Origin of the sequence: Delftia sp. HK171, assembly GCF_001886655.1 — a bacterium.
Taxonomy (GTDB): Bacteria; Pseudomonadota; Gammaproteobacteria; order Burkholderiales; family Burkholderiaceae_C; genus Comamonas; species Comamonas acidovorans.
Window position 1 is genome coordinate 5,484,810 of the sequence record NZ_CP018101.1, and the last position, 26,349, is coordinate 5,511,158.

Consider the following 26,349-nt stretch of genomic DNA (forward strand, 5'->3'; position numbering starts at 1 on the left):
CGTGCGCTCACGGCATCGCTGACAAAAAAGAGGCAAAGCCCCTTGAAGCAGCGCCTGCCGGCCACAAGTTAGCAGTCATTCAAACATTTCACAGAACGCGGAGAGAACTCAAAATGGGAAAAATCATCGGTATTGACCTGGGCACCACCAACAGCTGCGTGGCCATCATGGACGGCAACACCACGCGCGTGATCGAGAACAGCGAAGGTGCACGCACCACGCCGTCGATCATTGCCTACCAGGAAGACGGCGAGATCCTCGTCGGCGCCTCGGCCAAGCGCCAGGCCGTCACCAACCCCCGCAACACCATCTACGCCGCCAAGCGCCTGATCGGCCGCAAGTTCGACGAGAAGGAAGTGCAAAAGGACATCGACCTGATGCCCTACACCATCTCGCGTGCCGACAACGGCGACGCCTGGGTGGAAGTGCGCGGCCAGAAGCTGGCCCCGCCGCAGATTTCCGCCGAAGTGCTGCGCAAGATGAAGAAGACCGCCGAAGACTACCTGGGCGAGCCCGTGACCGAGGCCGTGATCACCGTGCCCGCGTACTTCAACGACGCCCAGCGCCAGGCCACCAAGGATGCCGGCCGCATCGCCGGCCTGGAAGTCAAGCGCATCATCAACGAGCCCACGGCAGCTGCGCTGGCCTTCGGCCTGGACAAGATCGACAAGGGAGACCGCAAGATCGCGGTGTATGACCTGGGCGGCGGCACGTTTGACGTGTCCATCATCGAAATCGCCGATGTGGACGGCGAAAAGCAGTTCGAAGTGCTGTCCACCAACGGCGACACGTTCCTGGGCGGCGAAGACTTCGACCAGCGCATCATCGACTACATCATCACCGAGTTCAAGAAGGACCAGGGCGTTGATCTGGCCAAGGACGTGCTGGCCCTGCAGCGCCTGAAGGAAGCCGCCGAGAAGGCCAAGATCGAGCTGTCGAACTCGGCCCAGACCGACATCAACCTGCCCTACATCACGGCCGATGCCTCGGGTCCCAAGCACCTGAACATCAAGCTGACCCGCTCCAAGCTGGAAAGCCTGGTCGAAGACCTGATCGAGCGCACCATTGCGCCCTGCCGCACGGCCATCAAGGACGCAGGCGTTTCCGTGTCCGACATCGATGACGTGATCCTGGTCGGCGGCATGTCCCGCATGCCCAAGGTGCAGGAGAAGGTCAAGGAATTCTTCGGCAAGGAACCCCGCAAGGACGTGAACCCCGACGAAGCCGTGGCCGTGGGCGCCGCCGTGCAGGGCCAGGTTCTGTCGGGCGACCGCAAGGACGTGCTGCTGCTGGACGTGACGCCGCTGTCGCTGGGCATCGAGACGCTGGGTGGCGTGATGACCAAGATGATCACGAAGAACACCACCATCCCGACGAAGTTCGCACAGACCTTCTCGACGGCCGACGACAACCAGCCGGCCGTGACCATCAAGGTGTTCCAGGGTGAGCGCGAGATGGCTTCGGGCAACAAGATGCTGGGCGAGTTCAACCTCGAAGGCATTCCGCCCGCAGCGCGTGGCGTGCCCCAGATCGAAGTGGCCTTTGACATCGACGCCAACGGCATCCTGAACGTGTCCGCCAAGGACAAGGCATCGGGCAAGGAAAACAAGATCACCATCAAGGCGAACTCGGGACTGTCCGAGGACGAGATCCAGAAGATGGTGAAGGACGCCGAGCTGAACGCAGCCGACGACAAGAAGAAGCTGGAACTGGTCCAGGCCCGCAACCAGGGCGAAGCTGCCGTGCACAGCGTCAAGAAGAGCCTGGGCGAGCATGGCGACAAGCTCGACGCTGGCGAGAAGACCGCCATCGAGAGCGCCGTCAAGGACCTGGAAGAGGCCCTGAAGGGCGAGGACAAGGACGCCATCGACGCCAAGACCACGGCGCTGATGACGGCCAGCCAGAAGCTCGGCGAGAAGATGTACGCCGATGCGCAGGCAGCCGGCGGCCCCGAGGCAGCAGCAGCCGCCGCAGCGGCCGGTGCAGCAGGCGCCTCGGCCGGTGCAGCAGCCGCTGACGACAACGTCGTTGACGCCGAAGTCAAGGAAGTCAAGAAGGACTGAACCCAGCGCGTGGTCCCTTGACGACCGCTTGCCGCCGCGCTCGGCCCTGCCAAGGGGCTGACGCGGCGTTCCTGTTCTCACTGACTGGCTAGCAAACACCATGTCCAAACGCGATTTTTACGAGGTCCTCGGCGTTGCCAAGAACGCCTCGGACGACGACATCAAGAAGGCTTATCGCAAGCTGGCGATGAAGTACCACCCTGACCGCAACCAGGGGGATGCTGCAAGCGGGGCGGAAGAGAAATTCAAGGAGGCCAAGGAGGCCTACGAGATGCTCTCCGACAGCAACAAGCGCGCGGCCTACGACCAGTACGGCCATGCGGGCGTGGACCCCAACCGCGGCATGGGCGGCGGCGCCGAAGGCTTTGGTGGCTTTGCCGAAGCCTTTGGCGACATCTTTGGCGACATGTTCAACCAAGGTGGCGGCAGACGCGGCGGCGCCGGTGGCGGCCGCCAAGTCTACCGCGGCAACGATCTCAGCTACGCCATGGAGATCACGCTGGAGGAAGCCGCCCACGGCAAGGATGCGCAGATCCGCATCCCCAGCTGGGATGGCTGCGACACCTGCCACGGCAGCGGCGCCAAGCCCGGCACCAGTGCCAAGACCTGCACCACCTGCAACGGCATGGGCAGCGTGCAGATGCGCCAGGGCTTCTTCAGCGTGCAGCAGACCTGCCCGCACTGCCGGGGCACGGGCAAGATCATTCCCGAGCCCTGCACCAGCTGCGGCGGCCAGGGCAAGGTCAAGCGCCAGAAGACACTGGAAGTGAAGATTCCAGCCGGCATCGACGACGGCATGCGCATCCGCTCCTCCGGCAATGGCGAACCCGGCACGAATGGCGGACCGGCGGGCGATCTCTACATCGAGATCCGCATCAAGGACCACGACATCTTCGAGCGCGACGGCGACGACCTGCACTGCAACGTGCCCGTGAGCTTCATCACGGCGGCGCTCGGCGGCGAGATCGAGGTGCCCACCCTGTCGGGCAAGGCGGCCATCGACATCCCCGAAGGCACCCAGGCCGGCAAGCAGTTCCGCCTGCGCGGCAAGGGCATCAAGGGCGTACGCTCCAGCTATCCCGGCGACCTTTACTGCCACATCGTGGTCGAGACGCCCGTCAAGCTGACCGAGTACCAGCGCAAGCTGCTGCGCGAGCTGGAGGAATCGCTCAAGAAGGGCGGCGCCAAGCATTCGCCCAGCGGCGAGAGCTGGACCGACAGGCTCAAGAGCTTCTTCAGCTGATGCAGCACTGAGCCCCCAACAAAAACGCCTCTTCCGAGGCGTTTTTCATTGGTGCATGCTCAACAGGGCTCAGGGAGCGGGTTTGGCCTTCCAGGCCGCCGCCTGGCGCTCGGTGCGTGCACGCTCGGCCGCGCTCAGCGGCTGGGCCATGCTGTCACGCTTGGCGGCCAGCGAGCTGTCCCTGCCCGCCGCCAGCAGCATCCAGAAATAGGCCTGGGACGGGCTGCGCTCCACGCCCTTGCCCGACGCATAAAGACTGGCGAGATTGGACTGCGCCAGCGCATCGCCCTGCTGGGCGGCACGCTCCAGCCAGCGCGCGGCCTTCTCGTCGCTGGCGGGCACGCCCTGGCCATTGGCATACAGCACGCCCAGGTTGGACTGGGCTGCGGCATTGCCCTGCTCGGCCGCCTTCTCCAGCCAGTGGGCGGCCTGCGCCATATCGCGATCGACCACGCCACCCTCGGCATAGAGCATGCCGGCATTGAATTGCGCATCGGCATGGCCCTGGCCTGCCGCCGCCACAAACCAGCGCAGCGCCTGCGCCACGTCCTCGGCCACGCCCCGGCCCGTGGCATACATCACGCCCAGGCTGTACTGACCGGCCGCTTCACCTTGCTCGGCGGAGCGCTGGAACCACTGCACGGCCTGCGCGGGATCCTTGGCGGCTCCGCGCCCCTCGGCCAGCATCAGGCCCAGGTTGTTCTGGGCCACGGCATCGCCCTGCTCGGCAGCCTTGCGATACCACTGCACGGCCTGGGCATCGTCACGCGCCACACCACGGCCATTCGCATACATCAACCCCAGGTCGGACTGGGCTGGCGCATAGCCCTGCTGCGCAGACTTCTCATACCACTGGGCCGCCGTCTCGGCACTCAGGGCAACGCCCTGGCCGCGCTTGTACAGCGAGCCCAGCGCGTACTGGGCGCTGGCCTCGCCCTGCTCGGCATGCTGGTGCAGCGCTGCGACCTCGGCCGCGCTCAGGCCGGGCTCGCCCTTGGGGCATGGCCCACTGCGGCTGCGGCAGTTCCGGCCGCAACGGCCCCTGCCGCCACGCCAGCGGCGGCGGCCTTGGCCGGCGCATTGCGGGTTGGAGAGGGCGCCGACTTGCCCCCGGTCTTGACGGCGGCCTTGCCCGCTGGCCTGGCTGCCGCTTTGGCTGCAGGTCTGGCGGCAGGTTTGGCCGGTGCCTTAGCACCGCTCTTGGCCGTGTTCTTCGCTGGTGGCTGCGGCTTGGCAGACGCCGGGACGGCCATGCAGGACAGGGCTGCGGCCAGCAGCAATGACAGGCCTGCAGGCAGGGCTCGCAGGCCCGTCGGGTATCGATCGTTCATATGCTCTTATTTTTGCAGCAATCCATGCAGGCGACTGGCGCAAAGATTGACAAATTCTTTCAGTATGCAACCGGCGTTCCGACAGGAAAGGCCGACCGCAGCCATCGCCAGGGGACATGACCCCCATCTCCATGAAATCGCACGACATCACCAAAGACATCGCGCTTGAAGATGACAGATCGATGACTTGTGCGAGAAAATCCATCCAACTTCTCCTAATGAGAAGCCTGAACCCCACCACATGAAGAATTCAGAGCGCAGTTTTGCACGGCGCATAGACCTTACCTCCCTGCAGCTGTTCGTGGCTGTCTGCGAACTTGGCAGCATCGGCCGCGCGGCCGAGCGTGAGTTCATTGCAGCCTCGGCGGTGAGCAAGCGCCTGTCCGATCTCGAGGCCACGGTGGACACAGCCCTGCTGTACCGACACAGCCGTGGCGTGACCTTGACGCCGGCCGGCGAAAGCCTGCTGCACCATGCCCGCAACGTGCTGTACGGCCTGGAGCGCATGCAGGGCGAGCTGTCCGAGTACGCCGATGGCGTGCGCGGCCATGTGCGCATCCACGCCAACATGTCTGCCATCGTGCAGTTCCTGCCGGAAGACCTGGGCGTGTTCGCGCGCAAGCACGGCCAGGTCAAGATCGACCTGCAGGAGCAGCTCAGCCCCGCCGTACTGGCTGCCGTACAGGAAGGCACGGCCGACATCGGCATCTGCTCCATGGCGTACATGCCGCTGGGCAATGGCCAGGCCACTCCCGTACTGCAGCACCGCCCCTACCGCGAGGATCGCCTGGTCGTCGTGGTGCCCGAGCAGCACGCGCTGGCGCACAGCGACAGCGTGGCCTTTGCCGATGTGCTCGAATGGGACATCGTCAGCCTGCAGGCCGGCTCCTCCATCAGCCTGGCCATGCGTGCGGCCGCCGCACAGGCGGGGCATGCGCTGCACCAGCGCATCCAGGTCACCAGCCTGGATGCCATGTGCCGCATGATCGACAACGGCCTGGGCGTGGGACTGATCCCCGACCGCGCCTTCGAGCTCATGCACGGCGTGGGCCATCTGCGCGCACTGGAGCTCAGCGACGACTGGGCTCGGCGCGAGCTGAGCATCGTGGCGCGTGACTTCGACGCGCTACCCGTCACGGCCCGCCTGCTGGTCGAGCACCTGAGCCCGCCGGCCAGCGCATCCTGAAGGCCACTTGGCCGCTGGATGCCCCAAAAATTTCCCCACGACACCAACCATTCGAGAACGCCATGGGACGCACCCTCTACGACAAGATCTTCGACGAGCACGTCATCCACACCGAGGATGACGGCACCGCCGTCCTCTACATCGACCGCCACCTGGTGCACGAAGTCACCAGCCCCCAGGCCTTCGAAGGACTGCGCATGGCCGGCCGCAAGCTGTGGCGCATCAGCTCCGTGGTCGCCACGGCCGACCACAACACCCCCACCGACGGCTGGGAGCGCGGCTATGACGGCATTGCCGACCCCATCAGCAAGGAACAGATCACCACGCTGAACACCAACATCGGCGAGTTCGGCTCTGCGGCCTTCTTCCCCTTCATGGACAAGGGTCAGGGCATCGTCCACGTCATGGGCCCCGAGCAGGGCGCCACCCTGCCCGGCATGACCGTGGTCTGCGGCGACAGCCACACGTCCACGCACGGCGCCTTCGGCGCACTGGCCCACGGCATCGGCACGTCCGAGGTCGAACACGTGATGGCCACCCAGACCCTGCTGGCCAAGAAGGCCAAGAACATGCTGATCAACGTCAGCGGCAAGGCGGCCCCCGGCATCACGGCCAAGGACATCGTGCTGGCCATCATCGGCAAAATCGGCACGGCCGGCGGCACGGGCTACACCATCGAGTTCGCCGGCGAAGCCATCCGTGACCTGAGCATGGAAGGCCGCATGACGGTCTGCAACATGGCCATCGAAGGCGGCGCGCGCGCAGGCCTGGTGGCTGTGGACGACAAGACCATCCAGTACGTCAAGGGCCGCCCGCTGGCCCCCACCGGCGCCGAATGGGATGCCGCCGTCTCCTACTGGAAGACGCTGCACTCCGATGCCGATGCGAAGTTCGACCGCGTGGTCGAGCTGCAGGCCAGCGAGATCGTGCCGCAGGTCACCTGGGGCACCTCACCCGAGATGGTGCTGGGCGTGGATGCCCGCGTGCCGGACCCCGACAAGGAAAAGGATGCCAGCAAGCGCGGCGCCATCGAACGCGCGCTGACCTATATGGCGCTGGAGCCCGGCAAGGCGATCGACGACATCTTCGTGGACAAGGTCTTCATCGGCTCGTGCACCAACAGCCGCATCGAAGACATGCGCGAGGCCGCCGCCGTGGTCAAGAAGCTGGGCCAGAAGGTGGCGCGCAACATCAAGCTGGCCATGGTCGTGCCCGGCTCCGGACTGGTCAAGGAACAGGCCGAGCGCGAAGGCCTGGACCAGATCTTCAAGGCGGCAGGCTTTGAATGGCGCGAGCCCGGCTGCTCCATGTGCCTGGCCATGAATGCCGACCGCCTGGAGCCCGGCGAGCGCTGCGCCTCCACCAGCAATCGCAACTTCGAAGGCCGCCAGGGCGCGGGCGGACGCACCCACCTGGTGAGCCCGGCCATGGCTGCGGCCGCCGCCATCCACGGCCACTTCGTGGACATCCGCAGGTTCTCCTGATCCGATCCCGCAACTGCCCCGCCTGCACACCATGAAGCCCTCCTTCTCGATCCTCCTGATCGGCCTGGCCTTCACCCTGGCCGCCTGCAATACCGTCAAGGGCATTGGCCAGGACGTGCAAAGCGCGGGCAGCGCCATCGAACGCGCCGCCCGCTGAACCCTGAATCCGATACAGCCATGCAACAATTCACCGTGCACAAGGGCCTTGTCGCCCCCATGGACCGCGAAAACGTCGATACCGACGCCATCATTCCCAAGCAGTTCCTCAAGTCGATCAAGAAGACCGGCTTCGGCGTGAACCTGTTCGACGAATGGCGCTACTTGGACCATGGCGAGCCCGGCCAGGACCCGGCCTCGCGCAAGCCCAACCCCGACTTCGTGCTCAATCAGCCGCGCTATGCGGGCGCCTCCATCCTGGTCGCACGCAAGAACTTCGGCTGCGGCTCCAGCCGCGAGCACGCGCCCTGGGCCCTGGACCAGTACGGCTTTCGCGCCATCCTGGCGCCCAGCTTTGCCGACATCTTCTTCAACAACTGCTTCAAGAACGGCCTGCTGCCCATCGTGCTGCCCGAGGCCACGATCGACATGCTGTTCAACGAGATCGCGGCCTTCCCTGGCTACGAGCTGACCATTGATCTGGATCGCCAGGTGATCGTGCGCCCGCAGGGCGAGGAGATCCCTTTCGATGTCATCGCCTTTCGCAAGTTCTGCCTGCTCAACGGCTTTGACGATATCGGCCTGACGCTGCGCCACGCCGACAAGATCCGCGCCTACGAGGCCGAGCGCCTGGCCACCAAGCCCTGGCTGGCCCACACGCTGGTGCAGCGCTGATCGATCTCCACTTGCGCGCATCAATGGGCCGCAGGCGTTGCTGAACCAGCCGCCGGCGGCCTTCCACCATCCGAACAGTCTCTCAAAAGGAACACCATGAAAATCGCAGTCTTGCCCGGTGATGGCATCGGCCCCGAAATCGTTGCGGAAGCCGTGAAGGTGCTGGGCGCCCTGGGCCTGGACTTCGACATGCAGACGGCCCCCGTGGGCGGCGCTGCCTACGAAGCTGCCGGCCACCCGTTGCCCGAATCCACGCTGAAGCTGGCCATGGAGTCCGACGCCGTGCTGTTCGGCGCCGTGGGCGACTGGAAGTACGACACGCTGGACCGCCCGCTGCGCCCCGAGCAGGCCATCCTGGGCCTGCGCAAGCACATGGGCCTGTTCGCCAACTTCCGCCCGGCCATCTGCTATGCGGAACTGACCCACGCCTCCAGCCTCAAGCCCGAGCTGGTCGCGGGCCTGGACATCCTCATCATCCGTGAGCTGACCGGCGACATCTACTTCGGCCAGCCGCGCGGCCGCCGCGTGGCCACCGACGGCCACTTCCCCGGTGCCGAGGAAGCCTTCGACACCATGCGCTACTCCAAGCCCGAGATCGAGCGCATCGCCCATGTCGCCTTCCAGGCCGCGCAAAAGCGCAGCAAGCGCGTGACCAGCGTGGACAAGGCCAACGTGCTGGAAACCTTCCAGTTCTGGAAGGACGTGGTCACCGAAGTGGGCCAGCAGTACCCCGATGTGCAACTGGACCACATGTACGTGGACAACGCCGCCATGCAGCTGGTCAAGGAACCCAAGCGCTTTGACGTGGTGGTCACGGGCAACATGTTCGGCGACATCCTGTCCGACGAAGCCTCCATGCTGACCGGCTCCATCGGCATGCTGCCCTCGGCATCGCTCAACTCCAGGGGCCAGGGCCTGTACGAGCCCAGCCACGGCTCGGCCCCCGACATCGCCGGCAAGGGCATTGCCAATCCGCTGGCCACCATCCTGTCGGCCGCCATGATGCTGCGCTTCTCGCTGAACCAGGAAGCCGCCGCCCAGCGCATCGAAGCCGCCGTGCAAAAGGTGCTGGCCCAGGGCCTGCGCACGGCCGACATCTACAGCGAAGGCACGACCAAGGTCTCCACCCGTGAGATGGGCGATGCCGTGGTGGCCGCACTGGCCTGAAGTCCATGACGGCCGCCAGCCTCCAGGTTTGCGGCCGTCCCTGTGGCGGGCAGGTGCTGCCCTGCTTCGCCACAACATGGCAAAACGTCAAAATAGACGTCCAGTTTTCGCCGGTCCGACGAAGATATTCATCAAAACAGACATTCTCTTTCCTGGCGTATTCGATAGAATGACGTCTCTTATGTTTGCCGCCCGCCCGTTCCTCCTGCTGAACATTGCACCCGCCGCCCTGGCTGGTGTGGCTGCGCGCGCAATCACCTCCACAACCATTACGACAATCAAAGGCTGACCCAGCCCGGTTCGTCGTGCGCCCTCACCTGGCCTAGACGAGCCGGGCGACAACAGTCTTGATCAAGCACTGTTTTCACACTGAAAGGGCGTTTCAAAAATGAGCAAGCAATTGGTAGGCCTCGTCGGCTGGCGCGGCATGGTCGGCTCCGTGCTGATGGACCGCATGCAGGCAGAGGGCGACTTCGACCTGATCGAGCCCGTGTTCTTCTCCACCTCCAACGCCGGCGGCAAGGCCCCGGCCATGGCGAAGACCCACACCGAGCTGCGCAATGCCAACGACATTGCAGAGCTGTCCAAGTGCGACATCATCATCACCTGCCAGGGCGGCGACTACACCAAGGAAGTCTTCCCCCAGCTGCGCGCCTCGGGCTGGAACGGCCACTGGATCGATGCCGCGTCGTCGCTGCGCATGGAAGGCGATGCCGTCATCGTGCTCGACCCCGTCAATGAAGGCCTGATCCAGTCCAAGCTCGCCGCGGGCGGCAAGAACTGGATTGGCGGCAACTGCACCAACTCCATCTTGCTGATGGGCCTGGGCGGCCTGTTCAAGGCCGGTCTCGTGGAATGGGTCAGCTCCATGACCTACCAGGCAGCCTCCGGTGGCGGAGCCAACCACATGCGCGAACTGCTCAAGGGCATGGGCGTGGTGCACGCTGCCGTGGCCGACGAACTGGCCACGCCCGCATCCGCCATCCTGGACATCGACCGCAAGGTGGCCCAGACCATCCGCACCGACGTGCCCACCGAATTCTTCGGCGCACCGCTGGCCGGTGGTCTGATCCCCTGGATCGATGCACAACTGGACAACGGCCAGTCCAAGGAAGAGTGGAAGGGCCAGGCCGAGGTCAACAAGATCCTGGGCACCGAGCAGACCATCCCTGTCGATGGCCTGTGCGTGCGCATCGGCGCCATGCGCTGCCACAGCCTGGCGCTGACCCTCAAGCTCAAGAAGGACCTGCCCCTGGAAGAGCTGGAAGCCATCATCAAGTCCGGCAACCCCTGGGTGAAGTGGGTTCCCAACGACCGCGCCATTACCGTCAAGGAACTGACCCCTGCCGCCATCACCGGCGGCCTGGAAGTCGGCGTGGGCCGCGTGCGCAAGCTGAACATGGGCCCCGAGTACCTGTCGGCCTTCGTGATCGGTGACCAACTGCTGTGGGGCGCCGCCGAGCCGCTGCGCCGCATGCTGCGCATCCTGCTCGCCGCCTGAGCATCGCCGGCTTGAGCCAACACAAAAAGCGCCATGTCCCGGGCCGGGACATGGCGCTTTTTTCGGCTTTAAGCCCTGGGCAATTGGGCACAATGCCCAGGTCTCTTGTCCATTGGCTGTAGGTGGTTGCCTACAATCACCAAAGATACATTGTGTTTCTTCTCGTTGCCGTTCGACAACAACTATTGGCGTTCGCCGGCAACCAGACGCTTGCGATCCTATAGCGTGGCCGACAATGCGACCCAAGCACCTTGGTAGATGGCGTGCCATCTATCCCCGGGTAAATTTCAATTACATGTGCAAGCGCGGGCATTCCCACAATAACAATAGTGCCTGCCCAATTGCATCCACACAGGTTTGACGCTTTATGCATCGCTGGAAACTCTCTGTGCTGGCCACTGCGGCCGTCGTCTCGGTCGCACTGCCCGCCTCCGAGGCCTGGGCACTGGCTCTGGGCCGGGTTAACGTGCAATCGGCCCTGGGCGAGCCCCTGCGTGCCGAAGTCGAAATCCCCCAGATCACCGCCGCTGAAGCCGAAGGCCTGCGCGTGGGCGTGGCCTCTCCCGGCGTCTTCCGCACCCAGGGCATGGAGTACAACGCCACCGCCAGCCAGGTGCGCGTCAGCGTGCAGCGCCGCGCGGATGGCTCGGCCGTGCTGCGCCTCACAAGCACACAGCCCGTCAATGAACCCTTTGTCGATCTGGTGATCGACGCCAGCTGGGCTTCGGGCAACCTGCAGCGCAACTACACCCTGCTGCTGGACCCGCCCACCCTGCAAAAGCTCCCGCCTGCCGTGACGGCTGCAGCCCAGGCCTCGGCACCCGAGCCCGCCGCAGCGCCGCGCCGCGCAGCCCCCACCCCCTCGCAAGCTCCATCGCAAGCCGCTGCAGGCAACACCGAGGAAAGCCGCCCCGCGCCAGCAGCCGCGCGCCGTGCCGCCCCGGCAGCCCGCGAGCGCGCCGCAGCGGCTCCCGCGCCGTCCGAGGCCTCCGAAGTCCGCATCAAGGCTGGGGACACGGCAGGCCGCATCGCCGCCGCCCACCTGCCAGCCGGCGTTTCGCTGGACCAGATGCTGGTGGCCATGCTGCGCACCAATCCCAAGGTCTTCATCAACGGCAATGTGAACCGCATGCGCTCCGGCGCCGTGCTCACCGTGCCGGACGAAGCCACGGCCCAGGCCACCTCGCCGCGCGAAGCGCGCCAGATCGTTGCCGCCCAGTCCCGCGATTTCAACCAGTTCCGCCGCCAGCTGGCCAGCGCCGCGCCGGCCGCGCCCGTGGCATCGGCCAACCGTGAAGCATCGGGCAGCGTCCAGGCCCAGGTCGAAGACCGCAAGCCGTCCACCGCAGCACCCGACAAGCTCACCCTGTCCAAGGGCGCCGTCAAGGGCGTGGAGGCCGACGAGCGCCTGGCCAAGCAAAAGCAGTCGGACGACCAGGCATCGCGCACGGCCGAGCTGCAGCGCAACATGTCCGAGCTGAGCCAGATCGCCGCCGCCACCAAGCCCGCCGAAGGTGCTGCTGCAGCACCTGCCTCGGCAGCCAGCGGCACGGCAAACGGCGTCGCTGTGCCGGGCGCGCCGACCGTGCCTGCAGCGCCTGAAGCTGCAGCACCCCAGACAACTCCCGCGGCCCCGGCAGCGCCTGCCGATGCAGCTGCTGCGGCCGCTGCTCCAGACGCCGCAGCCAATGCAGCCGGCTCGGCAGCGCCCGCAGCAGAAGCCGCGCCCGCCACGCCCGCTCCGGCCGAGCCGCCGAAGCCCAAGCCGGCACCCGCCCCCGTCGCGCCGATCGCCGAGCCCAGCTTCATCGATACGCTGCTGGAAGACCCCACCATCCCGCTGGCCGGTGCTGCCCTGCTGGCCCTGCTGCTGGGCTATGGCGGCTACCGCGTCATGCAGCGCCGCCGCGCCGCTGCAGCCTCCAGCGAAAGCGCCTTTGGCGACAGCCAGCTGGCAGCCGACTCCTTCTTTGGCGCCAGCGGCGGCCAACGCGTGGACACCGGCACTTCGAGCCAGCTGTCCGGCACCTCCATGCATTACTCGCCCAGCCAGCTTGATGCGGGCGATGTGGACCCCGTGGCCGAGGCCGACGTCTACCTGGCCTATGGCCGCGACCTGCAGGCAGAGGAAATCCTCAAGGAAGCGCTGCGCACCGACCCCAACCGCACCGCACTGCACCAGAAGCTGGCCGACATCTACGCCAAGCGCCATGACCGCAAGGCCTTCGAGGCCGTCGCGCAGACCCTGCATGGCCTGACCCAGGGCAAGGGCGTGGACTGGCAGCGCCTGGCCGACCAGGGCCGCATCCTGGACCCGGAAAACGCTCTCTACCAGCCTGCAGGCGCCGCGCCCCTGTCTGCTGGCACCGTTGCCGGTGGCGCCGCAGTGGCTGCTGCAGGGCTGGCTGCCGCCTCGCTGGCCAGCCGCCCCCTGGACATGGACGCGCACCGCGAAGGCCCTGCCACCCTGCCCATGGACCTGGACATGGACCTCAACATGGACCTGCCCGGCGGCCTGGCCGATGCCAGCCTGCCCGCGCAGCACGCCAGCCCCCTGCCCGCACCGGCCCCCATGCCCAGCGAACAGGACTTCGCAGCGCTGGAGCCCACGCTGCGCGCGCCGCTGGAAGCCACGCCCTCCGCAAAGGACGACACACCTCGCATCGAGCCCCACGTCGAGCCACCCGTTGCATCGCTGGACATGCCCGGCTTCCAGCCCACGGCCCACGCCTCGCTGACGGACGCCCTGAACCACAGCAACGCCATGGACGGCATGCAGCCGACCGAGATGCTGTCGCTGGACATGCCCGGCACGCAGGCGTCCGACAGCTTCCCGGCCACCGAGCCCTCGCCCCTGACCAGCTCCACCACGGACGACAGCCATGCCAAGACCGAGCTGCTGTCGCTGGACGCCATGGAGTTCAACCTGGAAGGCCTGAGCACGGAGGCACCCGCCCCAACGCCGGCAACACCCCAGGCAGGCGGCGTGCTGGAGACGGCGGCCAAGGCCAAGCCGGAACCGGCCGAGTCGCTGGAATTCGACCTGGGCAGCCTGTCCCTGGACCTGGGCAACGACACCCCTGCCGTGGCAACCCCGCCCTCGGCCCCTGAAGACCCGCTGGCCACCAAGCTCGCACTGGCCCAGGAATTCAACGCCATCGGCGACAGTGACGGAGCCCGTACACTGATCGAGGAAGTGATCGCCGAGGCCCACGGCGATCTCAAAGCCAAGGCCCAGCGCCTGCTGGCCGAGATAGATTGAAGCCCGGCGGCACCTGCCCAGGCGCCGCACCGGTTTCGCGTGACAGGGTGGTGCAAGCCGCCATGGAAAACTGACAACTTGATGCACACCCAACCCATGCCGGAGGCCTCGCAATGCGCGTAGCCCTCGGCGTCGCCTACAACGGCCAGCGCTACAGCGGCTGGCAAAGCCAGCTGTCTGGCAACACCATTCAAGACCATCTCGAAGCGGCCCTGGGCCGCTTTGCCGCTCAGGAGGTGCACACCCTCTGCGCGGGCCGCACCGATGCCGGCGTGCACGGCCTCATGCAGGTCGTCCACTTCGACACGCCGCTGGACAGGGCCCCGTTCTCCTGGGTCCGTGGCACCAACACCTTCCTGCCGCCGGACATTGCCGTGCAATGGGCCCAGCCCGTGCCCGATGCCTTCCATTCGCGCGCCTGTGCCACGGCAAGGCGCTATGCCTATGTGCTGCTGCAATCGCCCGTGCGCCCCAGCGTGGAGGCCGGGCGCGTGGGCTGGGTGTTCCATGCGCTCGATGGTGATGCCATGCAGGCCGCCGCCCGGCACCTGCTGGGCGAGCACGACTTCAGCTCGTTCCGCGCATCGGGCTGCCAGGCCAAGTCCCCCGTCAAGACGCTGCACCGCCTGTCCATCACCCGCCGCATGGCAGGCGATGGCGCCCAGATGGCCGCAGCCAGCTCCATGCGGCCCGGCGACGCGGCCATGGAATGCTGCTACTGGCGCTTCGAGTTCGAAGGCAGCGCCTTCCTCCACCACATGGTGCGCAACATCATGGGCTGCCTGATCGCCATCGGCCAGGGCGCATATGCGCCGCAGTGGATGCAGCAGGTACTGGACGCCCGTTCCCGCGATGCCGCCGCGCCCACCTTCTCGCCCGACGGCCTGTACTTTCTGGGCCCCGTATACGATCCTTCATGGGGCCTTCCTTCGCGCAGCCCGGCCTATGATTGGCTCCCTTGAACGGACAAGCCCTCCCCCATTCTTCAGCCCCCATGCAGCGCACTCGAATCAAGATCTGCGGACTCACCCGCGAACAGGACGTGGACGCCGCCGTGGCTGCGGGCACCGATGCCGTGGGTTTTGTGCTCTACGCCCCCAGTCCGCGCGCCGTGACGGTGCAGCGCGCTGCAGAACTGGCGCGGCGCCTGCCGCCCTTCGTGACCCCGGTGCTGCTGTTCGTCAATGAAAGCGCCGCCAACGTGATGGCTGCCTGCGCCGCCATCCCGGGCGCCTGCGTGCAGTTCCACGGCGACGAGTCCCCCGAGGACTGCCTTGCCGCCACATCGGGCGGCACCCGCGCCTTCCTGCGCGCCGCACGCATTCCCCTTGGTCCCGACGCCGCGCGCTTCGACCTCGTAGAATATGCCCAGCGTTACTCGAAAGCCCAGGCCATACTGCTCGACGCCCATGTCGACGGCTATGGTGGTGGCGGAAAAGCATTCAATTGGTCACTCCTTCCACCAAACGTCGCCTCTCACCTCGTTTTGTCTGGTGGACTCACGCCTGCAAACGTGACCGATGGCATCTTGCAAGTGCGCCCGCGAGGACTCTCGCTGGCCGTTGATGTCAGTTCCGGCGTCGAGGCCGATGGTCCCGACGGCAAGCCCCTCAGGGGCATCAAGGACGCCGGCAAGATACACCGATTCATCGCCGCCGTGCGCGCGGCCGATGACCAACTTTTGCAGACAAGCCATGTTCGAATACCAGTACCCTGACGCATCCGGCCACTTCGGCCGCTTCGGCGGCAGCTTTGCCAGCGAAACCCTGACACACGCTCTGACCGAGCTGCGCGACGCCTACGCCAAGTACCAGAACGACCCGGAATTCGTTGCCGAATTCCAGTCCGAGCTGGCCCACTTCGTCGGCCGTCCCTCGCCCGTCTACCACGCGGCACGCATGTCGCGCGAGATGGGCGGCGCGCAGATCTACCTCAAGCGCGAAGACCTCAACCACACGGGCGCGCACAAGATCAACAACGTGATCGGCCAGGCCATGCTCGCCCGGCGCATGGGCAAGCCCCGCATCATTGCCGAGACGGGCGCCGGCCAGCACGGCGTGGCCACGGCCACCATCTGCGCGCGCTACGGCCTCGAATGCATCGTCTACATGGGTGCCGAGGACGTGAAGCGCCAAAGCCCCAACGTCTACCGCATGCGCCTGCTGGGCGCCACCGTGGTGCCGGTGGAGTCGGGCAGCCGCACGCTCAAGGACGCGCTCAACGAGGCCATGCGCGACTGGGTGGCCAACGTGGACAACACCTTCTACATCATCGGCACCGTGGCCGGCCCCCATCCCTATCCGGCGATGGTGCGCGACTTCCAGAAGGTCATCGGCGAGGAATGCCTGACGCAGATGCCCGAATTCCTGGGCGCCGACCGCCAGCCTGATGCCGTGGTCGCCTGCGTGGGCGGCGGCAGCAATGCCATGGGCATCTTCCACCCCTACATCCCGTTCGAGAACACGCGCCTGATCGGCGTGGAGGCTGCCGGCGAAGGCCTGGACAGCGGCAAGCACTCGGCCTCGCTGCAGCGCGGCAGCAGCGGCGTGCTGCACGGCAACCGCACCTTCATCCTGCAGGACGAGAACGGCCAGATCACCGAGACGCACAGCATCAGCGCCGGCCTCGACTACCCCGGCGTCGGCCCCGAGCACGCCTGGCTGCAGGAACTGGGCCGGGCCCAGTACGTGGGCATCACCGACCAGGAGGCGCTGGAGGCCTTCCACTACCTGTGCCGCACCGAAGGCATCATTCCCGCCCTGGAGTCCAGCCATGCCGTGGCCTATGCCATGCAACTGGCCAAGACCATGCGCGCCGACCAGTCCATCCTCGTGAACCTGTCCGGTCGCGGCGACAAGGACATCGGCACCGTGGCCGACCTCTCGGGCGCCGATTACTACGACCGTCCCTCCATGCGCGGGCTCACGGTCAAGGGAGGAGCAGCTCAATGAGCCGCATCACCACGACTTTCGCCAAACTCCAGGAAGAAGGCCGCAAGGCCCTGATCCCGTACATCACCGCAGGCTTCCCGTTCGCAGCCATCACGCCGTCGCTGATGCACGGCATGGTGGAGGCCGGCGCCGACGTGATCGAGCTGGGCGTGCCCTTCTCGGACCCCATGGCCGACGGCCCCACCATCCAGAAGGCAGGCGACCGCGCCATCGCCAATGGCGTGGGCCTGGTGCAGGTGCTGGCCTATGTGCGCGAGTTCCGCCAGAAGAACCAGACCACGCCCGTGGTGCTGATGGGCTACGCCAACCCGGTGGAGCGCTACGACCAGATCCACGGCAATGACCGCTTCGTGGACGATGCGGCCGAGGCCGGCGTCGACGGCCTGCTCATCGTGGACTACCCGCCCGAGGAGTGCGAGGCATTCGCCGCGCAACTGCGTGCGCGCGACATGGACCTCATCTTCCTGCTGGCGCCCACCTCCACCACCGAGCGCATGCAGCAGGTGGCGCGCGTGGCCAGCGGCTATGTCTACTACGTCTCGCTCAAGGGCGTGACCGGAGCAGGCACGCTCGACACGGCGGCCGTGGAAGCCATGCTGCCGCGCATCCGCGAGCATGTGAGCATTCCCGTGGGCGTGGGCTTCGGCATCCGCGACGCGGCCACGGCCCAGGCCATTGGCCGGGTGGCCGATGCCGTGGTCATCGGCAGCCGCATCATCGAGATGCTGGACGGCCAGCCCCACGAAAAGATCGTCCCCCTGACCATCGACTTCCTGCGCGGCGTGCGCAAGGCACTCGACGCGTAGGTCGCATAATGCAGCCCTTGCATGCGGCCCGGTGCCGCATGCCCTGCGCCTGAAAAGGAAACACCATGTCCTGGCTTGAAAAACTCCTGCCTGCCAAAATCCAGCAAACCAACCCCACGGATCGCCACCAGCAGATCCCCGAGGGTCTGTGGATCAAGTGCCCGAGCTGCGAGACCGTGCTCTACAAGGCCGATCTGGAGAAAAACCAGAACGTCTGCCCCAGCTGCAGCCACCATCACCGCATCGGCGCCCGCGCCCGCCTGAACCATTTCCTGGATGCCGAAGGCCGCTATGAAATCGGCCAGGAAGTCATCCCCGTCGACGCCCTGAAGTTCAAGGACAGCCGCAAGTACCCCGAGCGCCTCAAGGAAGCGCTGGAGAACACCGGCGAGACCGATGCCCTGGTCGTCATGGGCGGCGCCATCAAGAGCGTCAATGTGGTCGCAGCCTGCTTCGAGTTCGAGTTCATGGGCGGCTCCATGGGCTCCGTGGTCGGCGAGCGCTTCGTGCGCGGTGTCGAGACCGCCATCGAGCAGAAGGTCCCCTTCATCTGCTTCACCGCCACGGGCGGTGCGCGCATGCAGGAAGGCCTGCTGAGCCTGATGCAGATGGCCAAGGCCAATGCAGCGCTCACGCGCCTGGCCAAGAAGGGCCTGCCCTACGTCTCGGTGCTGACCGACCCCACCTTCGGTGGCGTCTCCGCCAGCTTTGCCTTCGTGGGCGATATCGTCATTGCCGAGCCCAAGACCCTGGTCGGCTTCGCCGGCCCGCGAGTGATCGAAACCACCGTGCGCGTGAAGCTGCCCGAAGGCTTCCAGCGCGCCGAGTTCCTGCAGGACAAGGGCGCCGTGGACATGATCGTGGACCGCCGCGAGCTGCGCGACCGCATCGCCGCCTCGCTTGCCATGCTGCAGCGCCTGCCGGCCGACGCGGTCCAGTAAAGCCTCGCGCAGACACAAAAAAAGCCGCCGCAGGTTGATGCCTGCGGCGGCTTTTTCACGTCCAAGAAACCAGGGAAACCGGGGAAATCAGGCCAGCAGCATCAGGCCCGATCCCTGGATATACCCCAGCACCATCAGCGCGATCTGCAGCAGCACCAGAGCCACCAGTGCCGACAGATCGATACCGCCGATCAGCGGAACAACACGGCGGATGGGCCGCAGCATCGGCTCGGACAGGCGCTGCAGCACGCCATACATCGGCGACTGCGGCTGCACCCACGACAAGATGGCATAGATCAGCAGCACGCCCACCATGCCCGACAGCGCCACGCGCGCCAGGCCGCACAGCGCCAGCCAGGGCAGGGCAACCACGGTGGACTGCCCACCCATCAACAGCCACAGCAGCACGAACTGCAGCATCTGCAGCAGGAAGGCGGCGATCAGGCTGGACATGTCCCAGCGCCCGGCCGGCTTGATGATGCGGCGCAGCGGCATCACGATCCAGTCGGACAGCGCAAACACCAGCTGCCCCACGGGGTTGCCGAAGGGCACGCGCTGGGCCTGCATGTACATGCGCAGCAGGCAGACGCCGGTCAACAGGCCAACGACCACGTCGAGCAAAAAGGAAACGATCTGAAAAAGCATGGCGTTGTAGGACTGCGGGAGGAAGATCGGACCACGGCCATCCGGCCTTGGCACAGCATGGGATGATAGCTGCCGCATCCCGCCCATCACATGACCGCCCCTACCGCACTGCACTCCCTGCCGCTGTTCCCCCTGGGCAGCGTCCTCTTTCCCCAAGGCCTGCTGAGCCTTCGCGTCTTTGAAGTCCGCTACCTGGACATGATCCGCAAGTGCGAGCGCACGGGCGCTCCCTTCGGCGTGGTGGCGCTGCAGGCCGGCAGCGAAGTGCGCAAGGCCGGCGCGGCCGCCGAGCAATTGCACGCCGTGGGCACGCTGGCCCGCATCGTCCAGTTGCAGCAGCCCCAGCCCGGCCTGCTGCACCTGCAGTGCGAAGGCACGCAGCGCTTTCGCATGCAGGAGCACCGCCAGCTGCCCCACGGCCTGTGGGTGGCCGATGTGCAGATGCTGCCTGCCGATGCCGCCGTGCCCATCCCCAGCCACCTGCTCGCCACCGCCCAGGCCCTGGCCCAGGTGCTGATGCAGCTGCACGCGCGCTCCACAGACGCCGACCATGCCCGGCTGCCCAGCGCCGAACAGATGGGCGACTGCGGCTGGGTGGCCAACCGCTGGACCGAGCTGCTGCCCATGCCGATCTCCATCAAACAGCAACTGATGGCGCTGGACAGCCCGCTGGTGCGGCTGGAGCTCGTGGCCGATGTGCTGGAGCGCAGCGGCATAGGCCATGCCCAGGGCCCGGCACCCGGCTCCCCTTCCGCCGGGCACTGACGATTTGGCAGGACTGCGGCGTCATACCGCAGCGGCGTCCGGCACATTGGCAGCACCGCGCACCGAAAGCGCGCCAAAAAACTTAAAATCGCGGATTCAGCCCGCCAGCTGCGGGGCTTGCCGGTGGCATTTGCTGCCGCCTCTGCGCCCTCCAGCCCTTTGCGCCTGGCTTTTTTCGGCTTTTCCCGCTTTTTTTCCTCCGGCTTTTTTCCGGCCCCTCGGCGTTTTGCGCTGGCGCTCATTGTCATGACCGAACACAACACCCCATCCGCAGCGGACCAGACCGCTCCCCAGGACGAAAACCAACTCATCGCCGAGCGCCGCGAAAAACTCAAGGCCCTGCGCGAACAGGTCCGTGAACAGGGCGGCGTGGCCTTCCCCAACGACTTCAAGCCCGCCGACCGCGCCGAGGCGCTGCAGCAGGCCCATGCCGACAAGAGCGCCGAGCAGTTGGACGCCGAAGCCGTGCAGGTCAGCCTGGGCGGCCGCATGATGCTCAAGCGCGTCATGGGCAAGGCCAGCTTTGCCACCATCCAGGACGGATCGCTGGGCCCCACGCACGGCCGCATCCAGCTGTACATTACGCGCGACACCGTGGGCGAGGAGGTCTATGCGGCCTTCAAGCGCTGGGACCTGGGCGACATCCTGGGCGCAGAGGGCACGCTGATGAAGACCAAGACCGGCGAGCTGTCGGTCAAGGTGCAGACGCTGCGCCTGCTCACCAAGAGCCTGCGCCCCATGCCCGACAAGTTCCACGGCATGGCCGACCTGGAGCAGAAGGTGCGCCAGCGCTACGTGGACCTGATGATGGATGAGCAGGCCCGCCGCCGCTTCATCGCACGCAGCAAGGCCGTCTCGGGCATCCGCGAATTCATGGTGGAGCACGGCTTCCTGGAAGTGGAAACGCCCATGCTGCACCCCATTCCCGGCGGCGCCAACGCCAAGCCCTTCGTCACCCACCACAACGCGCTGGACCAGGAGATGTACCTGCGCATCGCGCCCGAGCTGTACCTCAAGCGCCTGGTGGTCGGCGGCTTCGAGCGCGTGTTCGAGATCAACCGCAACTTCCGCAACGAAGGCATCTCGGTTCGCCACAACCCCGAGTTCACCATGATGGAGTTCTACGCGGCCTACTGGAACTACCGCGACCTGATGGACTACACCGAGGCCCTGGTGCGCGACGCCGCGCAAAAGGCCGTGGGCACGCTGCAGCTGACCTACGGCGGCAAGCCCGTGGACCTGTCCCAGCCCTTCCAGCGCCTGACCATTCCCGAGGCCATCGTCAAGTTCACCGAAGCCGGCGACAAGGTGGCCGACCGCGAATGGCTGACCAATGCGCTGCGCAAGCTGGGCATGACGGAAGAAAAGGACCGCCTGTCCGCCCGCACCCTGGCCAGCCTGCAGGTGCTGTACTTCGAGGAAGTGGTGGAAGAAAAGCTCTGGCAGCCCACCTTCATCATGGAGCACCCCACCGAGATCTCGCCGCTGGCGCGCGCCAATGACGAGCGCCCCGAGGTCACCGAGCGCTTCGAGCTGTACATCACGGGCCGCGAATTCGGCAACGGTTTTTCCGAGCTCAACGACGCCGAGGACCAGGCCGCGCGCTTCAATGCCCAGGTCCAGGCCAAGGACGGTGGCGACGACGAAGCCATGTACTTCGACCACGACTTCGTGCGTGCCCTCGAGTACGGCATGCCCCCCACGGGCGGCTGCGGCATCGGCATCGACCGCCTGATGATGCTGCTGACCGACAGCGCCAGCATTCGCGACGTGATCCTGTTCCCTGCCCTGCGCCGCGAACAGTAAAACCCACGGCATCCAGCGCCTGCGCGCGTTACCAACTGAAGCCGCCTGCGTTCCCTTGGGAGCCAGGCGGCTTTTCCCTATACTGGCTCGCCATGCACATCCCCACCTACTGGGCGCAGGCGCGCCTGCGGCATGAAAGCCGCCCCACCCACGGCATCACCGTCCAGCGCTGGGGATGGTCCGACACCAGCCAGGAAGCCGCCCAGGCCCACGCCCAGGAGCGTGCCGCCAAGGCCCTGGAAGCCGCCCGCAATGCGGCGCTTCCAAAGGGCGAGCCTCGCATGGAATGGAAGAACGAGTACGCGCTCGACGGCTTCACCACCCCCATCCGCGAAGAAGTCCTGCAGCGCCGCGACGGCACGGTGATGACGCGCAACAGCTACGGCGCCCACTGCCTGAACACCGAGGGCGTGGCCATCGCCGATATCGACCTGCCCGAGCCGCCCAGCGCCGTGCGCTTTCCCGTCGTGACCCTGCTGTTGTTGGCTTCGGTCGCCATCTGGCTGGCCCGGCTGGCACCGCACAAGAACAATTCGCGGATGGTGGCCACGGCACTGGTCGTGCTGCTGCTGTTCCTGGCCATGCGGCGCGTGCAGCGCTGGTGGGAAGCACGCCAGGCGCGCCAGCGTGCGGCCACGGACTCGCCGGCCACCCGCGCCATGGAGCGCGTGCAGACCTTCCAACAAAGCCACCCCGACTGGGGCCTGCGCGTCTACGAAACACCCAAGGGCCTGCGCGTCATCGTCACGCATGCCGATTTCGCATCGGACGATCCGGCCGTCGGGCGGCTGTTCGACGCCCTGCAGGTGGATCCGCTCTATGCCCTGCTGTGCGAGCGCCAGCAATGCTTTCGCGCACGTGTCTCCGGCAAGCCCTGGCGCATGGGCCTGACCGGCCTATCCACCTCGCTGCGCAGCTGGCCCATTCCCGAAGACCGGCAAGAGGAGCGCCGCCAGTGGGCACTTGCCTATGACAGCAAAGCCCAGTGCTTTGCTGCCTGCAGGCTGCTGCAGCAACTGGGCAACCCGCGCATCTGCCCGGCTGCCGACGCCTTTGTGCAGTGGCATGACGAGGCCAGCCGCGCCCGCACGGATCTGCCGCTGGCCTAGCAAAAGCCCCGTTGCACACAATCGCACACGGACGCGACACCCGACTTACACTGGCGCCATCCCCCGCCGCGCACTGCGCGGCCCCTTGATCCATTCCTGGTTTCGCAACCATGAAGGCCATGCCCCCCGCCCCACCTCCCCTGCCCACCGACAGCGCCGACTCCCCCGCCATCGAGCCCAGCGGAGCACGCTTCGCCAAGCCAACGGACGAGTCCGCGCCCTTTTGCGTGCTGGTCGTGGAAGACCAGGCCTCGGTGCGCACCAGCCTGGTCAGCGAGCTGCTGCACGCGGGTGTGACCCGCGTGCTGGAGGCCGCCGATGGCCCCAGCGCCCTGGTGCTGTTCCGCGAGCAGCGCCCCGACCTGGTGCTGCTGGACATCCGCCTGCCCGGCGAGGATGGCTACTGGGTTGCCCGCCAGCTGCGCGAGGCCGAGCCCGGCGAGTGGACGCCCGTCATCTTCCTGTCCGGCCTGGACAATGACCTGGATGTGTGGCGCGGCATCGAGGCCGGAGGCGACGACTACCTGGTCAAGCCCGTCAAGCCCATCGTGCTCGTGGCCAAGCTGCGCGCCATGCGCCGCCTGCTGGACATGCGCCGGCGCCTGGTATCGCTGTCGGCCGAGCTGCACGAGGCCAACCAGAAGCTCAACGAAATGGTCGAGCTCGACCAGCTCACGGGCCTGGTCAACCGCCGAGGCTTCGACCGCATCCTGCATGCAGAGATCGCCTCGGCCCGCCGCGAAGGCCAGCCGCTGACGCTGATGCTCTGCGACCTGGACCATTTCAAGCGCTACAACGACACCTATGGCCACGTGCATGGCGATGAATGCCTGAAACAGATCGGACGCCTGCTGCGCGAGGTCTGCGTACGCCCCCGTGACGTGGCGGCGCGCTATGGCGGCGAGGAATTCGCGCTCATCCTGCCGCGCACGCCGCGCTCGGGCGCCATGACGTTTGCGCGCGCCGTGGGCCAGATGCTGCGCGTGCTGCGCATACGCCACCCCGATTCGCCCCATGAATCGGGTCTCACGCTGTCGGGCGGCATCACCACCTGCATTCCCGACGAATACACCAGCGCCGAAGCCATGCTCATGCGCGCCGACCAGGCACTGTACGCGGCCAAGGCGCAGGGGCGAGACCGCTTCTTCAGCTTCGAGATGCAGATGGACACGGTGGAGCAGCGCCGCACCTGACTGCCGGGCCTTGCGCCTGCGCTTACGATCGCAGCTCAACGCCGGGCGCGCGCGAGCTGCGCATCCGGGTCCCGAAAGCGGATTCCTGTTTCCTGAATGTTTGAAGTTATGCGTCGTTTTCAAGCGCACCTGCCCACCTGGATGCAGGATTGGCTGGAGTTCATCATCCCCGGTGCCCAGATCCTGCTGATCATCGGCGCGGCCTGGCTGCTCAATCGCCTGGTTCGCCGGCTGATCGCACGCGCGGGCCGGCACTACGGCCTGCCGCCGGAGCTGCTGGTGCCGCTGCGCGGCGTGTTCCGCTGGATTCTCATCGCCGCCACCGTGCCGCTGGTACTGGAGCGCCTGGGCGTCTCGGCCACCGTGCTGTGGACGGCCTTCACCGGCTTTGCCACCGTGGGCGCCGTGGCCTTCTTCGCGGCCTGGAGCGTGCTGTCCAACCTGTTCTGCGCCCTGCTCATCGTCATCGTCGGGCCCTTTCGCCTGGGTGACTACATCGAGGTGCTGGACACGGCCGAAAAGCCCGGTGCCAAGGGCCGCGTGATCGACATCAACATGCTCTACACCACCTTGCAGGACGCCCATGCGCCCGATGGCTCACCCAACCTGCTGCAGATCCCCAACTCGCTGATCTTCCAGCGCGTGGTCCGGCGCTGGAAGGGCGGCCTGGGTGTGGATGGCGAGCATGCCAGCCATGGCGAGGAGGAGCGCGCCATCCGGCTGACCACGCCGCATGATGCCCAGCCCTCGCAGCCGCCCATGCACACGACCAACTAAGGCCGACACCGCATGAAAAAAGCCGCCGCCCGGCAAAGGGACGGCGGCTTCGCCATTGAGCAGCGCGCCTCAGGGCTTGCGCGGCCGGACCTTGCTGGCGGCCAGCTTGGCGTTGGTGCGCGCCTGCTCCACATCCTGGGCGCGCGCAAGGGCCACGCCCATGCGGCGCTTGACGAAGCTCTCTGGCTTGCCGAACAGGCGCAGGTCCGTGCCCGGCACGGCCAAGGCCTCGTCCACGCCGTCGAACACCAGGCCTTCGGCATCCTGCCCGCCATAGATCACGGCGCTGGCTCCGGGGTTGCGCAGCGAGGCATCCACGGGCAGGCCCAGGATGGCGCGCGCATGCAGCTCGAACTCGCTTTGCCACTGCGTGGCCAGCGTGACCAGCCCCGTGTCGTGCGGGCGCGGCGAGACTTCGCTGAACCAGACCTGCTCGCCCTTGACGAACAGCTCCACGCCAAACAGGCCCAGGCCGCCCAGGTCATCGGTCACCGCCTTGGCGATGTCGCGCGACTTCTGCAGCGCCGCCGGGTGCATGGGATGGGGCTGCCAGCTCTCCACATAGTCGCCGGACTGCTGGATGTGGCCGATCGGATCGCAGAAATGCGTCTGCACCTGGCCGTCCGCACCCTTGGCGCGCACCGTGAGCTGGGTGATTTCGTAGTCGAAGTCGATGAAGCCCTCAACGATCACACGGCCATGGCTCACGCGGCCGCCGGCCATGGCGTAGTCCCAGGCCTTGGCCACGTCGTCCGGGCCGTCCAGCTTGCTCTGGCCCTTGCCCGAGCTGCTCATCACGGGCTTTACCACGCAGGGGAAACCGATGGCGGGCTGGCCATCGGTGCCGTCGATGGCGGCCTGCAGCTCCTGCTGCGAATCACAGAAGCGATAAGGGCTGGTGGCCAGGCCCAGCGTCTCGGCGGCCAGGCGGCGGATGCCTTCCCGGTCCATGGTCAGGCGCGCGGCGCGGGCCGTGGGGATCACGGTGACCACACCGGCTGCTTCCAGCTCTTCGAGCATGGGCGTGGCAATGGCCTCGATCTCGGGCACGACCAGGTCGGGCTTCTCGGCCTCGATCAAGGCCTTGAGCTGGGCCGGATCGCTCATGGTGATGGTGCGCGCGTGGTGGGCCACCTGCTGGCCGGGCGCGTTCTCGTAGCGGTCCACGGCAATGGTTTCCACGCCCAGGCGCTGCAGCGCGATCAGCACTTCCTTGCCGAGTTCGCCGCTGCCCAGCAGCATGACTTTGGTGGCATGGGGGGAGTAAGGGGTTCCAAGGGTGGTCATC

General features: G+C 66.5%; 23 protein-coding genes and 1 pseudogene. 20 read left to right on the top strand and 4 right to left on the bottom strand.

Annotation, left to right across the window (positions count from 1 at the left end):
- Positions 1-113: 113 nt before the first annotated feature.
- Both dnaK and dnaJ read left to right on the top strand, forming a co-directional pair.
- Entirely contained in the window at positions 114-2,063 is a 1,950-nt protein-coding gene (dnaK, locus tag BO996_RS24525) for a molecular chaperone DnaK (RefSeq protein WP_034396649.1), read from the top strand.
- Between the two features lie 100 nt (positions 2,064-2,163).
- A complete protein-coding gene (gene dnaJ, locus BO996_RS24530) occupies positions 2,164-3,306 on the top strand; it encodes a molecular chaperone DnaJ (protein WP_013801020.1) in 1,143 nt (380 codons plus the stop codon).
- A gap of 69 nt (positions 3,307-3,375) precedes the next feature.
- Here the strand turns inward: dnaJ and BO996_RS29880 are convergent, their stop codons facing one another.
- On the bottom strand, positions 3,376-4,101 hold the full coding sequence (locus BO996_RS29880) for a tetratricopeptide repeat protein (RefSeq protein WP_232240418.1): 726 nt from the start codon (positions 4,099-4,101) through the stop codon (positions 3,376-3,378).
- Between the two features lie 78 nt (positions 4,102-4,179).
- A pseudogene (locus BO996_RS29980) lies at positions 4,180-4,287 on the bottom strand (hypothetical protein); the annotation flags it as partial.
- Between the two features lie 591 nt (positions 4,288-4,878).
- Between BO996_RS29980 and BO996_RS24540 the strand changes: the two are divergent.
- The 13 genes from BO996_RS24540 (at position 4,879) to accD (ending at position 18,766) form a co-directional block, all read left to right on the top strand.
- Entirely contained in the window at positions 4,879-5,823 is a 945-nt protein-coding gene (locus tag BO996_RS24540; RefSeq protein WP_012207033.1) for a LysR substrate-binding domain-containing protein, read from the top strand.
- 62 nt (positions 5,824-5,885) lie between these two features.
- Positions 5,886-7,307, top strand: a complete 1,422-nt coding sequence (gene leuC, locus BO996_RS24545; RefSeq protein WP_034396655.1) for a 3-isopropylmalate dehydratase large subunit — start codon at positions 5,886-5,888, stop codon at positions 7,305-7,307.
- Between the two features lie 31 nt (positions 7,308-7,338).
- Positions 7,339-7,464: an entericidin A/B family lipoprotein gene (locus BO996_RS24550; protein ID WP_012207035.1), complete on the top strand. Its 126-nt coding sequence runs from the start codon at positions 7,339-7,341 to the stop codon at positions 7,462-7,464.
- Between the two features lie 20 nt (positions 7,465-7,484).
- Positions 7,485-8,138: a 3-isopropylmalate dehydratase small subunit gene (gene leuD, locus BO996_RS24555; RefSeq protein WP_012207036.1), complete on the top strand. Its 654-nt coding sequence runs from the start codon at positions 7,485-7,487 to the stop codon at positions 8,136-8,138.
- 96 nt (positions 8,139-8,234) lie between these two features.
- The gene (leuB, locus tag BO996_RS24560; RefSeq protein WP_012207037.1) at positions 8,235-9,305 is read left to right on the top strand and encodes a 3-isopropylmalate dehydrogenase; all 1,071 of its coding nucleotides are present in this window, start codon (positions 8,235-8,237) and stop codon (positions 9,303-9,305) included.
- Positions 9,306-9,381: 76 nt separating this feature from the next.
- Positions 9,382-9,594: a hypothetical protein gene (locus tag BO996_RS29330; RefSeq protein WP_156898005.1), complete on the top strand. Its 213-nt coding sequence runs from the start codon at positions 9,382-9,384 to the stop codon at positions 9,592-9,594.
- 99 nt (positions 9,595-9,693) lie between these two features.
- Positions 9,694-10,806, top strand: coding sequence for an aspartate-semialdehyde dehydrogenase (gene asd / locus BO996_RS24565; protein WP_013801017.1), 1,113 nt, complete (start codon positions 9,694-9,696; stop codon positions 10,804-10,806).
- 367 nt (positions 10,807-11,173) lie between these two features.
- Positions 11,174-14,068, top strand: a complete 2,895-nt coding sequence (locus tag BO996_RS24570) for a FimV/HubP family polar landmark protein (RefSeq protein WP_198041255.1) — start codon at positions 11,174-11,176, stop codon at positions 14,066-14,068.
- 113 nt (positions 14,069-14,181) lie between these two features.
- A complete protein-coding gene (gene truA / locus BO996_RS24575) occupies positions 14,182-15,030 on the top strand; it encodes a tRNA pseudouridine(38-40) synthase TruA (RefSeq protein WP_034396664.1) in 849 nt (282 codons plus the stop codon).
- 32 nt (positions 15,031-15,062) lie between these two features.
- Complete coding sequence (locus BO996_RS24580; protein WP_013801014.1) at positions 15,063-15,785, top strand: phosphoribosylanthranilate isomerase; 723 nt, start codon at positions 15,063-15,065, stop codon at positions 15,783-15,785.
- The gene (gene trpB, locus BO996_RS24585) at positions 15,763-17,019 is read left to right on the top strand and encodes a tryptophan synthase subunit beta (protein WP_071956628.1); all 1,257 of its coding nucleotides are present in this window, start codon (positions 15,763-15,765) and stop codon (positions 17,017-17,019) included. The genes BO996_RS24580 and trpB overlap by 23 nt, the downstream gene beginning before the upstream one ends.
- Positions 17,016-17,825, top strand: a complete 810-nt coding sequence (gene trpA / locus BO996_RS24590; RefSeq protein ID WP_013801013.1) for a tryptophan synthase subunit alpha — start codon at positions 17,016-17,018, stop codon at positions 17,823-17,825. Before trpB ends, trpA begins: the two co-directional genes overlap by 4 nt.
- A 65-nt stretch (positions 17,826-17,890) precedes the next feature.
- Entirely contained in the window at positions 17,891-18,766 is an 876-nt protein-coding gene (gene accD, locus BO996_RS24595; protein ID WP_012207044.1) for an acetyl-CoA carboxylase, carboxyltransferase subunit beta, read from the top strand.
- A gap of 87 nt (positions 18,767-18,853) precedes the next feature.
- Here the strand turns inward: accD and BO996_RS24600 are convergent, their stop codons facing one another.
- Positions 18,854-19,411, bottom strand: a complete 558-nt coding sequence (locus BO996_RS24600; RefSeq protein ID WP_013801011.1) for a YggT family protein — start codon at positions 19,409-19,411, stop codon at positions 18,854-18,856.
- Between the two features lie 90 nt (positions 19,412-19,501).
- On the opposite strand from BO996_RS24600, the gene BO996_RS24605 reads away from it, so the two are divergent.
- The 5 genes from BO996_RS24605 (at position 19,502) to BO996_RS24625 (ending at position 25,061) form a co-directional block, all read left to right on the top strand.
- Positions 19,502-20,176, top strand: coding sequence for an LON peptidase substrate-binding domain-containing protein (locus BO996_RS24605; RefSeq protein ID WP_071956629.1), 675 nt, complete (start codon positions 19,502-19,504; stop codon positions 20,174-20,176).
- 246 nt (positions 20,177-20,422) lie between these two features.
- Complete coding sequence (gene lysS / locus BO996_RS24610; protein ID WP_013801009.1) at positions 20,423-21,982, top strand: lysine--tRNA ligase; 1,560 nt, start codon at positions 20,423-20,425, stop codon at positions 21,980-21,982.
- A 92-nt stretch (positions 21,983-22,074) separates the two neighbouring features.
- Entirely contained in the window at positions 22,075-23,091 is a 1,017-nt protein-coding gene (locus BO996_RS24615) for a hypothetical protein (RefSeq protein ID WP_071956630.1), read from the top strand.
- 110 nt (positions 23,092-23,201) lie between these two features.
- The gene (locus tag BO996_RS24620) at positions 23,202-24,284 is read left to right on the top strand and encodes a GGDEF domain-containing response regulator (protein ID WP_012207049.1); all 1,083 of its coding nucleotides are present in this window, start codon (positions 23,202-23,204) and stop codon (positions 24,282-24,284) included.
- Positions 24,285-24,392: 108 nt separating this feature from the next.
- Positions 24,393-25,061 carry a mechanosensitive ion channel family protein gene (locus BO996_RS24625; RefSeq protein ID WP_013801006.1) on the top strand — a complete coding sequence of 223 codons (669 nt, stop codon included), beginning with the start codon at positions 24,393-24,395 and terminating at the stop codon, positions 25,059-25,061.
- A gap of 69 nt (positions 25,062-25,130) precedes the next feature.
- Here the strand turns inward: BO996_RS24625 and purT are convergent, their stop codons facing one another.
- The gene (gene purT / locus BO996_RS24630; protein ID WP_016451185.1) at positions 25,131-26,348 is read right to left on the bottom strand and encodes a formate-dependent phosphoribosylglycinamide formyltransferase; all 1,218 of its coding nucleotides are present in this window, start codon (positions 26,346-26,348) and stop codon (positions 25,131-25,133) included.
- Between the last annotated feature and the right edge of the window lies 1 nt (position 26,349).

Excerpts from the sequence above, each read along its gene's own strand:
- lysS (WP_013801009.1), top strand. The coding sequence starts at position 20,423 with ATGACCGAACACAACACCCCATCCGCAGCGGACCAGACCGCTCCCCAG.
- BO996_RS24600 (WP_013801011.1), bottom strand. The coding sequence starts at position 19,411 with ATGCTTTTTCAGATCGTTTCCTTTTTGCTCGACGTGGTCGTTGGCCTG.
- BO996_RS29880 (WP_232240418.1), bottom strand. The coding sequence starts at position 4,101 with ATGTATGCGAATGGCCGTGGTGTGGCGCGTGACGATGCCCAGGCCGTG.
- BO996_RS24605 (WP_071956629.1), top strand. The coding sequence starts at position 19,502 with ATGACCGCCCCTACCGCACTGCACTCCCTGCCGCTGTTCCCCCTGGGC.
- truA (WP_034396664.1), top strand. The coding sequence starts at position 14,182 with ATGCGCGTAGCCCTCGGCGTCGCCTACAACGGCCAGCGCTACAGCGGC.
- BO996_RS24540 (WP_012207033.1), top strand. The coding sequence starts at position 4,879 with ATGAAGAATTCAGAGCGCAGTTTTGCACGGCGCATAGACCTTACCTCC.
- BO996_RS24620 (WP_012207049.1), top strand. The coding sequence starts at position 23,202 with ATGAAGGCCATGCCCCCCGCCCCACCTCCCCTGCCCACCGACAGCGCC.
- leuB (WP_012207037.1), top strand. The coding sequence starts at position 8,235 with ATGAAAATCGCAGTCTTGCCCGGTGATGGCATCGGCCCCGAAATCGTT.
- BO996_RS24550 (WP_012207035.1), top strand. The coding sequence starts at position 7,339 with ATGAAGCCCTCCTTCTCGATCCTCCTGATCGGCCTGGCCTTCACCCTG.
- leuC (WP_034396655.1), top strand. The coding sequence starts at position 5,886 with ATGGGACGCACCCTCTACGACAAGATCTTCGACGAGCACGTCATCCAC.
- BO996_RS24580 (WP_013801014.1), top strand. The coding sequence starts at position 15,063 with ATGCAGCGCACTCGAATCAAGATCTGCGGACTCACCCGCGAACAGGAC.
- purT (WP_016451185.1), bottom strand. The coding sequence starts at position 26,348 with ATGACCACCCTTGGAACCCCTTACTCCCCCCATGCCACCAAAGTCATG.
- leuD (WP_012207036.1), top strand. The coding sequence starts at position 7,485 with ATGCAACAATTCACCGTGCACAAGGGCCTTGTCGCCCCCATGGACCGC.
- asd (WP_013801017.1), top strand. The coding sequence starts at position 9,694 with ATGAGCAAGCAATTGGTAGGCCTCGTCGGCTGGCGCGGCATGGTCGGC.
- BO996_RS24570 (WP_198041255.1), top strand. The coding sequence starts at position 11,174 with ATGCATCGCTGGAAACTCTCTGTGCTGGCCACTGCGGCCGTCGTCTCG.
- trpB (WP_071956628.1), top strand. The coding sequence starts at position 15,763 with ATGTTCGAATACCAGTACCCTGACGCATCCGGCCACTTCGGCCGCTTC.
- dnaJ (WP_013801020.1), top strand. The coding sequence starts at position 2,164 with ATGTCCAAACGCGATTTTTACGAGGTCCTCGGCGTTGCCAAGAACGCC.
- BO996_RS24625 (WP_013801006.1), top strand. The coding sequence starts at position 24,393 with ATGCGTCGTTTTCAAGCGCACCTGCCCACCTGGATGCAGGATTGGCTG.
- dnaK (WP_034396649.1), top strand. The coding sequence starts at position 114 with ATGGGAAAAATCATCGGTATTGACCTGGGCACCACCAACAGCTGCGTG.
- BO996_RS29330 (WP_156898005.1), top strand. The coding sequence starts at position 9,382 with ATGGCAAAACGTCAAAATAGACGTCCAGTTTTCGCCGGTCCGACGAAG.
- BO996_RS24615 (WP_071956630.1), top strand. The coding sequence starts at position 22,075 with ATGCACATCCCCACCTACTGGGCGCAGGCGCGCCTGCGGCATGAAAGC.
- accD (WP_012207044.1), top strand. The coding sequence starts at position 17,891 with ATGTCCTGGCTTGAAAAACTCCTGCCTGCCAAAATCCAGCAAACCAAC.
- trpA (WP_013801013.1), top strand. The coding sequence starts at position 17,016 with ATGAGCCGCATCACCACGACTTTCGCCAAACTCCAGGAAGAAGGCCGC.